Origin of the sequence: Corynebacterium striatum ATCC 6940 (genome assembly GCF_000159135.1) — a bacterium.
In the GTDB taxonomy this organism is placed as follows: domain Bacteria; phylum Actinomycetota; class Actinomycetes; order Mycobacteriales; family Mycobacteriaceae; genus Corynebacterium; species Corynebacterium striatum.
Map to the genome: position 1 here is coordinate 156,000 of NZ_GG667519.1, position 9,372 is coordinate 165,371.

The 9,372-nt window shown below is 59.6% G+C and carries 17 protein-coding genes and 1 pseudogene; 6 read left to right on the forward strand and 12 right to left on the reverse strand.

Annotation, left to right across the window (positions count from 1 at the left end; genetic code table 11):
• Positions 1–256 precede the first annotated feature (256 nt).
• Genes rpsQ through rpsJ form a run of 11 tightly spaced genes read right to left on the reverse strand, consistent with a single transcriptional unit; the run spans position 257 to position 5,435 of the window.
• A complete protein-coding gene (gene rpsQ / locus HMPREF0308_RS00625; protein WP_005527733.1) occupies positions 257–541 on the reverse strand; it encodes a 30S ribosomal protein S17 in 285 nt (94 codons plus the stop codon).
• A gap of 2 nt (positions 542–543) precedes the next feature.
• Positions 544–774 carry a 50S ribosomal protein L29 gene (gene rpmC / locus HMPREF0308_RS00630; RefSeq protein ID WP_005527735.1) on the reverse strand — a complete coding sequence of 77 codons (231 nt, stop codon included), beginning with the start codon at positions 772–774 and terminating at the stop codon, positions 544–546.
• Positions 774–1,190, reverse strand: a complete 417-nt coding sequence (gene rplP, locus HMPREF0308_RS00635; RefSeq protein ID WP_005527736.1) for a 50S ribosomal protein L16 — start codon at positions 1,188–1,190, stop codon at positions 774–776. Before rplP ends, rpmC begins: the two co-directional genes overlap by 1 nt.
• 3 nt (positions 1,191–1,193) lie before the next feature.
• The gene (gene rpsC, locus HMPREF0308_RS00640; protein WP_005527738.1) at positions 1,194–1,940 is read right to left on the reverse strand and encodes a 30S ribosomal protein S3; all 747 of its coding nucleotides are present in this window, start codon (positions 1,938–1,940) and stop codon (positions 1,194–1,196) included.
• Positions 1,940–2,302, reverse strand: a complete 363-nt coding sequence (gene rplV / locus HMPREF0308_RS00645; protein ID WP_005527740.1) for a 50S ribosomal protein L22 — start codon at positions 2,300–2,302, stop codon at positions 1,940–1,942. The genes rpsC and rplV overlap by 1 nt, the downstream gene beginning before the upstream one ends.
• A gap of 3 nt (positions 2,303–2,305) precedes the next feature.
• Positions 2,306–2,584: a 30S ribosomal protein S19 gene (gene rpsS / locus HMPREF0308_RS00650; protein WP_005527741.1), complete on the reverse strand. Its 279-nt coding sequence runs from the start codon at positions 2,582–2,584 to the stop codon at positions 2,306–2,308.
• Between the two features lie 13 nt (positions 2,585–2,597).
• Positions 2,598–3,434 (reverse strand): 50S ribosomal protein L2, encoded by an 837-nt coding sequence (rplB, locus tag HMPREF0308_RS00655; protein WP_005527743.1) that lies wholly within the window; start codon positions 3,432–3,434, stop codon positions 2,598–2,600.
• Between the two features lie 35 nt (positions 3,435–3,469).
• Complete coding sequence (gene rplW, locus HMPREF0308_RS00660; protein WP_005527745.1) at positions 3,470–3,772, reverse strand: 50S ribosomal protein L23; 303 nt, start codon at positions 3,770–3,772, stop codon at positions 3,470–3,472.
• Positions 3,772–4,434: a 50S ribosomal protein L4 gene (gene rplD, locus HMPREF0308_RS00665; RefSeq protein WP_005527746.1), complete on the reverse strand. Its 663-nt coding sequence runs from the start codon at positions 4,432–4,434 to the stop codon at positions 3,772–3,774. The genes rplW and rplD overlap by 1 nt, the downstream gene beginning before the upstream one ends.
• Entirely contained in the window at positions 4,431–5,087 is a 657-nt protein-coding gene (gene rplC, locus HMPREF0308_RS00670; RefSeq protein ID WP_005527748.1) for a 50S ribosomal protein L3, read from the reverse strand. Before rplC ends, rplD begins: the two co-directional genes overlap by 4 nt.
• Before the next feature lie 42 nt (positions 5,088–5,129).
• The gene (gene rpsJ / locus HMPREF0308_RS00675; RefSeq protein WP_005527750.1) at positions 5,130–5,435 is read right to left on the reverse strand and encodes a 30S ribosomal protein S10; all 306 of its coding nucleotides are present in this window, start codon (positions 5,433–5,435) and stop codon (positions 5,130–5,132) included.
• Between the two features lie 645 nt (positions 5,436–6,080).
• On the opposite strand from rpsJ, the gene HMPREF0308_RS00680 reads away from it, so the two are divergent.
• Genes HMPREF0308_RS00680 through HMPREF0308_RS00705 form a run of 6 tightly spaced genes read left to right on the forward strand, consistent with a single transcriptional unit; the run spans position 6,081 to position 9,104 of the window.
• Positions 6,081–6,605, forward strand: coding sequence for an Asp23/Gls24 family envelope stress response protein (locus HMPREF0308_RS00680; protein ID WP_005527755.1), 525 nt, complete (start codon positions 6,081–6,083; stop codon positions 6,603–6,605).
• A gap of 12 nt (positions 6,606–6,617) precedes the next feature.
• Positions 6,618–6,974 carry a hypothetical protein gene (locus HMPREF0308_RS00685; protein ID WP_005527757.1) on the forward strand — a complete coding sequence of 119 codons (357 nt, stop codon included), beginning with the start codon at positions 6,618–6,620 and terminating at the stop codon, positions 6,972–6,974.
• Positions 6,975–6,976: 2 nt separating this feature from the next.
• Positions 6,977–7,171, forward strand: a complete 195-nt coding sequence (locus HMPREF0308_RS00690) for a DUF2273 domain-containing protein (RefSeq protein WP_005527759.1) — start codon at positions 6,977–6,979, stop codon at positions 7,169–7,171.
• Positions 7,171–7,974, forward strand: a complete 804-nt coding sequence (locus HMPREF0308_RS00695) for an Asp23/Gls24 family envelope stress response protein (RefSeq protein ID WP_005527761.1) — start codon at positions 7,171–7,173, stop codon at positions 7,972–7,974. Before HMPREF0308_RS00690 ends, HMPREF0308_RS00695 begins: the two co-directional genes overlap by 1 nt.
• Positions 7,967–8,545: a DUF6286 domain-containing protein gene (locus tag HMPREF0308_RS00700; protein WP_005527763.1), complete on the forward strand. Its 579-nt coding sequence runs from the start codon at positions 7,967–7,969 to the stop codon at positions 8,543–8,545. Before HMPREF0308_RS00695 ends, HMPREF0308_RS00700 begins: the two co-directional genes overlap by 8 nt.
• A complete protein-coding gene (locus tag HMPREF0308_RS00705) occupies positions 8,538–9,104 on the forward strand; it encodes an alkaline shock response membrane anchor protein AmaP (protein ID WP_005527764.1) in 567 nt (188 codons plus the stop codon). The genes HMPREF0308_RS00700 and HMPREF0308_RS00705 overlap by 8 nt, the downstream gene beginning before the upstream one ends.
• 13 nt (positions 9,105–9,117) lie before the next feature.
• Here HMPREF0308_RS00705 and HMPREF0308_RS13970 read toward each other — a convergent pair.
• Positions 9,118–9,372, reverse strand: a pseudogene (locus HMPREF0308_RS13970) (hypothetical protein); the annotation flags it as partial.

The window sequence follows — 9,372 nt, forward strand, 5'->3', positions numbered from 1 at the left end:
CGCAGCCGCGATGCGTACATCAAAAGACCCTAAATATTAAGACATATGTACGCCATGTCTGTAGCGCTACCGCGCGCCTGCACCGCCCCATCCATGCCGAGACTTGGTCTACCAAAAGCAGAGCATTACTGCGCTTCCCGTTACGCGAATAGAGCAGAAACGCCTTGCGACAAATACGCGCAAAAGAAAAGCCGGCCAAGCCTTCTTCCTTTGGGAAGAAAAGCCTGGCCGGCTTAAGAGTTGGAAAAGCTAGGTTTTACTTAGCCTTCTCCACGATCTCGACGAGACGGAAGTGCTTGTCCTTAGACAGCGGGCGGGTCTCGGCGATCAGAACGCGGTCGCCGATGCCGGCGGTCTCGTTCTCGTCATGTGCCTTAACCTTCTTGTTAGAGCGCATGATCTTGCCGTAAAGCGCGTGCTGCTTGCGGTCTTCGAGCTCGACGACGATGGTCTTGTCCATCTTGTCGGAAACTACGATGCCGATGCGGGTCTTGCGCGCACCGCGCTCCTTCTTTACTTCGTTCACGTTTGCCTCACTCATGATTAAGCCTCAGCTCCCGGAACTACGGACAGGCCCAGCTCGCGCTCGCGAAGAACGGTGTAGATGCGGGCAATGTCGCGCTTAACCGTGCCGATGCGGCGGTTGTTGGTCAACTGGCCGGTTGCCTTCTGGAAACGAAGGTTGAACAGCTCTTCCTTCGCATCCTTAAGGCGGGTTTCCAGCTCAGCGTTGTCGAGCTCACGGAACTCGTGGGCGGGGGTACCGGTTGCCATTAGAACTGGTCCTCCTTCTTGATGATGCGGACCTTGCAAGGAAGCTTCTGGCCTGCACGACGCAGAGCCTCGATAGCAGTGGCCTCGTTCGGGTAGGACATCTCGAAGAGGACGCGGCCCGGCTTAACGTTGGCGACCCACTTCTCAACCGGGCCCTTACCGGAACCCATACGAACGCCGAGTGGCTTCTGGGTCAACGGACGGTCCGGGAAGATGTTGATCCACACCTTGCCACCACGCTTGACGTGGCGGTTGATGGCAATACGTGCGGCCTCAATCTGACGGTTGGTGATGTAAGCCGGCTCTAGAGCCTGGATTGCGTAATCACCAAAGTTGATGCGGTTACCGCCCTTGGAAACACCGCTACGGGTAGGACGGTGCTGGCGGCGGTACTTAACGCGCTTAGGAATCAGCATGGATTAGCCCTCCTGCTTCTGCTGTGCGCGCTGACGACGCTGGCCACCACGGCGCGGACGACCGTTACGGTCACCGCGGCCACGGCCCTGCGACGGAGCGTTCAGTTCGGATTCGCGTACGCCACCGACGACGTCACCCTTGTAGATCCACACCTTGATGCCAATGCGGCCGAAGGTGGTGTGGGCCTCTGCGGTGCCGTAGTCGATCTCGGCGCGAAGAGTGTGCAGCGGAACGCGACCCTCGTGGTAGCGCTCGGTACGGGACATCTCGGCGCCGCCCAGACGACCGGACAAAAGGATCTTAATACCCTTGACCTGCGGCTGGCGCATAGCGGACTGGATAGCCTTGCGCATTGCACGACGGAATGCAACACGGTTAACCAGCTGCTCGGCGACGGACTGAGCAACCAGAGTTGCGTTGGCGTCGACCTGCTTGACCTCGAGGATGTTGAGGGCGACCATCTTGCCGGTGAGCTTCTCGAGCTCGCGGCGGATGCGGTCTGCCTCAGCACCGCGGCGGCCGATCACGATGCCCGGGCGGGCGGTGTGAATGTCGACGCGTACACGGTCACGGGTGCGCTCGATGACGACGTCGGCGATGCCGGCGCGGTCGAGGCCCTTCTCGAGGAACTGACGGATCTTGATGTCTTCGGCTACGTAGTTCGCGTAGTCCTTATCGGCGAACCAGTGGGTCTTCCAGTCGGAAGTGATGCCCAAACGTAGGCCGTGAGGATGGATTTTCTGGCCCATTACTTGGCCCCTTCCTTCTGGCTCTCGACCACCACGGTGATGTGGCTGGTGCGCTTACGAATCATGAATGCACGGCCCTGTGCGCGTGGCTGGAAGCGACGCATGGTCGGGCCCTCGTTGGCGTAAGCCTCGGAGATGACCAGGGTGCGTGGGTCCAGGCCGAAGTTGTTCTCAGCGTTAGCGGCTGCAGAAGCAACGACCTTAGCGACTGGCTTAGCAGCGCCCTGCGGAGCGTACTTCAGGATTGCAAGTGCCTCGGCTACGGACTTGCCGCGAACCAAATCGATGACACGGCGTGCCTTCATCGGAGTAACGCGGACGTAGCGGGCCGTTGCGGATGCGGAGGTGATGGTTTCACTCATCGCTTATCGACGTCCCTTCTTATCGTCCTTGATGTGACCCTTGAAGGTCTTGGTTGGTGCGAACTCACCGAGCTTGTGGCCGACCATGGAGTCCTCAACGAACACCGGCACGTGCTTACGGCCGTCATGGACGGCGAAGGTGTGACCGATGAAGTCAGGCAGAATGGTCGAGCGGCGAGACCAGGTCTTGATGACCTGCTTGGTGCCGGCCTCGTTCTGAGCATCCACCTTGTTGAGGAGGTGCTCATCGACGAACGGGCCTTTCTTAAGGCTGCGTGGCATTGTTTACCTCCTCTTAGCGCTTCTTGTTCGGGCGACGACGGCGCACGATCATGTTGTTCGAGTAACGGTTCGGGTTGCGGGTGCGACCCTCCTTCTTGCCCCATGGGGACACAGGGTGACGACCACCGGAGGTCTTACCCTCACCACCACCGTGTGGGTGGTCAACCGGGTTCATGACGACACCACGGACGGTCGGGCGAACGCCCTTCCAGCGCATACGGCCAGCCTTGCCCCAACGGATGTTCATCTGGTCAGCGTTGCCGACCTCACCCACGGTTGCGCGGCAACGGATGTCGACGCGGCGGATCTCGGAGGACGGCATACGCAGGATTGCGTACTTGCCTTCCTTACCCAGCAGCTGGATGGAAGCACCAGCGGAGCGGGCAAGCTTAGCGCCTGCGCCCGGCTTGAGCTCCACAGCGTGGATGGTGGTACCGGTTGGGATGTTGCGCAGCGGCAGGTTGTTACCAACCTTGATGTCGGCGTTAGCGCCGGCCTCAACGATGGTGCCCTGCTTCAGGCCCTTAGGGGCGATGATGTAGCGCTTCTCGCCATCTGCGTAGTGCAGAAGAGCGATGTTTGCGGTGCGGTTCGGGTCGTACTCGATGTGAGCAACCTTTGCCGGGATACCGTCCTTGTCCGTACGACGGAAGTCGATCAGACGGTAACGACGCTTGTGGCCACCGCCGATGTGGCGGGTGGTAATGCGGCCGTAGTTGTTACGACCACCAGTCTTGCTCAGCGGGCGCAGCAGGGACTTCTCCGGGGTGGAACGAGTGATCTCCTCGAACTCGGACACGGAGGATGCGCGGCGACCCGGAGTTGTCGGCTTGTACTTACGAATAGCCATAATTCTTCCTTTTCCTTTCGGCTCTCCGGTGGCGCTTAAGCGCCGCCGCCGAAGATGTCGATGGAGTCGCTGCCTTCACGAAGCGTCACGTACGCACGCTTGGTGGACTTGCGCTGACCGAAGCCGGTGCGGGTGCGCTTACGCTTACCTGCACGGTTGACGGTGTTAACGGAGTCAACCTTTACGCCGAAGATCTGCTCGATGGCATCTTTGATCTGGGTCTTGTTGGAGTCCGTGGAGACGTAGAACGTGTAAACGTTCTGCTCCATCAGGCCGTAGGACTTCTCGGAAACGACCGGGGCGATGATAATGTCACGCGGGTTAACGAGCTTAGCCATTACTTCTCCTCCTTAACTTCCTCGTTCGCACCCTGAGCGCGAGCGACGAAGGTGTGCAGAGCCTCAACGGAGAACACAACGTCGTCAGAGTAAAGAACGTCGTAGGTGTTCAGCTGGCCTGCATCCAGGATCTGGACGTTAGGCAGGTTGTTGGCGCTGCGGCGAGCGTTGATGTCCTCGCGGCCGACAACGAGCAGCACGTTCTTGCGCTCGGTCAGGCGCTCGATGAAAGCCTTAGCCGCCTTGGTGGACGGGGTCTGGCCCGGGACGAGCTCTTCGATTACGTGGATGCGCTCATTGCGAGCACGGTCAGACAGTGCACCGAAGAGAGCAGCCTTGATCATCTTCTTAGGGGTGCGCTGGGAGTAGTCGCGCGGCACTGGGCCGTGGGAGATACCGCCACCGGTGTAGTGAGGTGCGCGGATCGAGCCCTGGCGTGCACGACCGGTGCCCTTCTGACGGAAAGGCTTACGGCCACCGCCGCGGACCTCGCCGCGGGTCTTGGCCTTGTGGGTGCCCTGACGAGCAGCAGCGAGCTGAGCGTTGACAACCTGGTGCATCAAAGCAATGGATGCCTCGGTGTCAAAGATCTCGGCCGGCAGCTCAACAGAGCCGTTGGTCTTACCTTCAGCGGTTTGGACGTCTAGCTTGAGGTTGCTCATGCGTGTGCACCGCCCTTCACTGCGGTCTTAACGGTGACGAGGCCACCGCGCGCACCAGGGATAGCACCCTTGATGAGCAGCAGGTTGGACTCGGCATCGATCTTCTGAATCTTCAGGTTCTGGGTGGTAACACGGTCCTGGCCCATACGGCCAGCCATGCGGGTGCCCTTGAAGACGCGAGCCGGGGTAGCGCAGGCGCCGATGCCACCGACGCGGCGGTGAGCAGCCTGGTTACCGTGGGCAGCGCCCTGGCCTGCGAAGCCGTGGCGCTTCATTGCGCCTGCGTAGCCGTGGCCCTTGGTGGTGCCGGTAACGTCGACGAAGGTAATGCCCTCGAAGATGTCAGCGGTAACTTCCTGGCCAACCTCGTAAGCAGAGGTGTCATCCATACGGATTTCGGCAACGTGGCGACGTGGGGTTACGCCAGCCTTCTTGAAGTGACCTGCGGCAGGCTTGTTTGCCTTGCGCGGGTCGATCTCGCCAAATGCGATCTGGATGGCGTTGTAGCCATCGGTTTCTGCGGTGCGAATCTGGGTAACAACGCACGGCCCAGCCTCGACGACGGTAACCGGCACAACGCGGTTGTCCTCGTCGAAGATCTGGGTCATGCCGAGCTTCTTGCCCAGAATGCCCTTGATCTCGTTTTCACTCATTGTTAGTTCTCCACCAAATATCTATTCGTCGATCGCTTTACACTACTGAATGTTTACGTCGACGCTGGCCGGAAGGTCGATGCGCATAAGAGCGTCAACGGTCTTCGGGGTCGGGTCGAGAATGTCGATCAGGCGCTTGTGAGTGCGCATCTCGAAGTGCTCGCGAGAGTCCTTGTACTTGTGCGGAGAACAAATAACGGCGTATACGTTCTTCTCGGTTGGGAGCGGCACTGGGCCAACAACACGAGCACCCGTACGGGTTACGGTCTCGACGATCTTCTTTGCAGAAGCGTCGATAGCCTCGTGGTCGTAGGCCTTCAGCCGAATGCGGATCTTTTGTCCCGCCACGCTTATCCTCTTCCTCGCTTCCCCACTTACACATTCCCGGCGTATCCGGGGCGTGAAGCGGTGGGAAATTGCTTCTCGATTTCTCTATAACGTTGTCCGGACTCTAGGGCCTGGGCTCAACGCCAGTTGTCTGACTGTCATGACGACCAAAAGATGCGACCTGGCAAAAACCTTGGGGCGCAGTGCTTTTGACGGGGTACAAGACCCGAAGTCAAAGTCAATAGGAAGAGGACGGTTCTTCACGCATTACACGTGCGAGTACATGTCCAATTCGTATACTGCCGCTGTTTATTTGCCATGCCCCTTCTCCGGTCCATTCTCTCGGGATGCCTCTACTAAACGCGGACCTAGCCCGATTGAATGACCTTCCCAGTGCACGCCTTAAGGCGCCCACCAACAAAGGTGTCATGTTCGCTTTACCAGCAACTTTGCCATTGATATTCGACTTAGAGCCGGAAGTCAGTGACGCCGCTGTGTTAAAGCAACCCTTGTATTTAAGCATGTAATCACGCGTTTTCCAAACTTCTAACAAAACCGTGCCCAATATCACGTTTTCTAAAAGATCGACTACCGCACCCCACAATGTCCGCATTCAGTTATAGGCTCGGATGGGTAAGTTACTTTTAGCCTTCAAGAGAAGAGGAAATGCTCATGGCTGCTAACACCCCAGAAAACAATTCGACCACCCCAGCTACGGCCGCTACCGAGTCCAGCACCGCTAACTTCCCTGAGGCCGCCGCTACCCCTAAGGTAAACAAGAATCTCGAGACCGAGTTCGGTATCACCACTATTGACGACACTGTCGTATCCAAGATCGCCGGCATCGCCGCCCGCGAAGTGTCCGGCGTTGCGGCTCTCGGTGGCGGCGGCGCCCGCATGATGGGATCGATCCGTGAATCCTTTGGTGCCTCCGAGGACGTTCGCCAAGGCGTCAGTGTGCACGTTGCTGAAGGCGTTGCCACCATCGAAGTCGCCATCATCGCCGAGTACGGCGTAGCCATCCACGAGCTGGCAGAGGCCATCCGCCGCAACATCATGAATGCCGTTGAGCGTATGACTGGCCTCGGCGTCGATCGCGTCGACGTTGTTGTTCATGATGTCAAGCTCCCGAAGGAAGACCTCGCCGCCGAGCAGTCCGCAAACAATTCCCTGCCGCAGGGCCAGGAATAGGACTAAGCCTTGATGTCTGACTCCGTCGAGTCCCCCACGACGCGCTTTGAGCTCGACGCCCCCGCTGCGCACCGCATAGTTGGAGCCGTGCTGGGGACGCAGGGCGTCGCCAAGCTACATGCCGGCTCCTTCGGTGAGGTGTCGCTGCTCTATCCGGGCGAGCGCATTGCTGGACTCAAGCGTCCGAATCCCCGCGATGATCGCCATCTGGAGGTACACATCGTGTTCGACGTGGCAGAGCAGGTGCCCGTCAAGGACGTCGCCGAAGGTGCTCGCGCGGCAGCGCTCGAGGCATGCTCCGAGCTTTCGCGAGTCGATGTTGTTGTAGCTGACGCTATCAGCAGCGCATTCAATACTAATAAGGAATAAGCATGAAGAATTACTCCACACTCGGCATCGTGGCAGGCCTAGTTTTGGCATTTTTCATCCACCTCGGCCTGTGGCCCACGGTTCTGGCAGTCCTCCTCGCCGCGTTGGGCGGGGTCATTGGTGCTCACTTTGATGGTCGCATCGATCTCTCCGCGGTGTGGAATGGAATCGTTGGCAAGGATAAAGGGCAAGGCTAATGCCCCATGATTCCTCCCTTGCACGCAGCTCAGGCTCTTTAAGATTTTCCATTAAGTCCCTCGAGCGCATCGTTGGCACTGCCATCGCCAGTGTGCCCGGCACCGTAGCCATCGACGCCAAACTCGCGGGCCTTGCCGGGCGCGCGTTTCCACGGCTGCTCATCCAGAGCGACCCAACCAAGGAAGTCGTGGCTGTCGATGCCAACATCGCCGTTACTTGGCCCAGTCCGGTAACAGCTGTCGCCGAGGCCGCACGCGCCGCCATCGAAGAAGCTGTCAGAACCTACACCGGCTACGCCACCACACGTGTCAACGTCACCGTGGGCGCCGCTGTCCCTGGCGAGCGCGTAACAGGGCTAGCAGTGGCATCACGGCGCGCCCCGAGCGTGACCCTGCCACACACGCGGCCGCAGCGCGAGCTCCAAGCGATAGAGACCACGCACCTAGTGCAAATCCGCAGCGTCTCACGCCCTGTGCCACAATCGGTACGGGCAGTTTCACCGCGCACGGCGCCCGTTTCCGTAGTGAGCGCTGCGACGCCGCAGCCGGCTGCGCTCACTCCAGTTCGCTCGCCCAAGTCAGCGGAGCTACGCCCAGTCGCGACTCCCCCAGCGCTCCAACTACGCCGGGTGGACACGCCACAGCCTGCGCCGCTGCGCCCTGTTCGAACGCCACAACCTGCTACGGCGTGGTCGCCGACGCTGCGGCCTAATGCCACAATCCGGCGGCCCATGGCGCCACGGCCTGAACCACTTCGCGAGATAACCATCCAACCGCTCTTCCGAGGAGGTGCCCATGAGTAAAGAACGCAGTACCTTCCCGCGCGGCTTCGGCCAAAAGCCTGCCGCGTCGCCAGCGGCGCGCACGTGGACTGTCATACTCGGGCTCGTCTGTCTTGGAGGCTCGGCTTTCCTGGGCCGGGAGACCTGGGCGGTGAGCACGGGTGCAAGGTCTTGGCTGCAACCCTTCATCGACGTCATGTCTCAGGACAAAATCGAAACCTGGATGCTAGTCAGCGGCGGGGCGGCCATTTTGGTTGGTCTGCTTTTACTCGTGGCGGCATTCAAGCCGCGAAAATCCACCCACACACAGGTCGAATCAGAAGTAGCCTCCATGTGGTTGCGCCCCGTTGATATCGCACGCACTGCTTCCGCAGCAGCCCGTCGCGTTCCCGGCGTCGCAGCTGCGCGCAGTCGCGCGGTCATCTCCAAGAAGAAGATTACCGTCGATGTAACGGTCAACGGCGATACTGAGGATGAGGGTCTCATCTCCCGTGTGGAGGACGCAGTCGCGCAGACGCTGCAGCAACTCCACCGTCAGCCCCAGCTCACTGTTGCAGCCGAGAAACTCCCGGAGGTCGACGATCATGTCTAAAGGCTTAGCCGCTTTCGACCGAATCTTGTTACTCATTATTGCGGCCATTCTCATCGTGCTCGGCTTGTGGCCCATCCTCATCCACTTCGAGGTCCCCTTCGCGCTCTACTTTGCGCGGTGGGTCGACCACGACGAATGGGCAGCCCTTCCTCAGCAAGGCTGGTGGGCTGCCGCACTAGGTACGGCGACGGTGGTGCTAGCTGTGTCCGGCTTATGGCTAGTAATTGCTAACCTGCGCCACCACCGCTTTAACAATGTGGCTTCTGAGTCCTCGAACGACAAAGGCAAGATATCAACCAACATGCAGGCAATCGCCGGTGCAGTCGCTGATACCTTGGCTGCGGAAGACGGCGTGGATAAAGTCACCCGCTTGGTGGCCTACGATCGCGCGCGTCCGACGCTCCAGTACACGGTTGAGGCGAACCCAGATACCGCTTTGTCTGCGCTTGTCGACGCTGTCGAGACCAACGAGCAGGACTTCCGCCTAGCGTTCCCCGACGCCGACCTCGATACCGTGTACAAACTCCACTTTGGAAAAGTGCGAGCGCTAAAGGAATAGGCCGGTTCAGCACTTAGCTTTCGGCAGGGGCGGATTCAGCGAGGAATATCTCGGTGACCGCCCCAAACTCATGCGTCGTGCCACGAGACAAGCCCACGAGCAGCGGCGCGCCCACAGTACATTGCTCGATCACTGTCCACGAATAGTCGGTACGGTCCACACCCCGGTTGGCCGATGTGTAAACGTGCAAGCCGTGGTCCAAGAGAATAACATCATCGGACGTGCGGAGCATCCAGACGCGTTCACCAACGCTGCGTCGCTTCAGCCC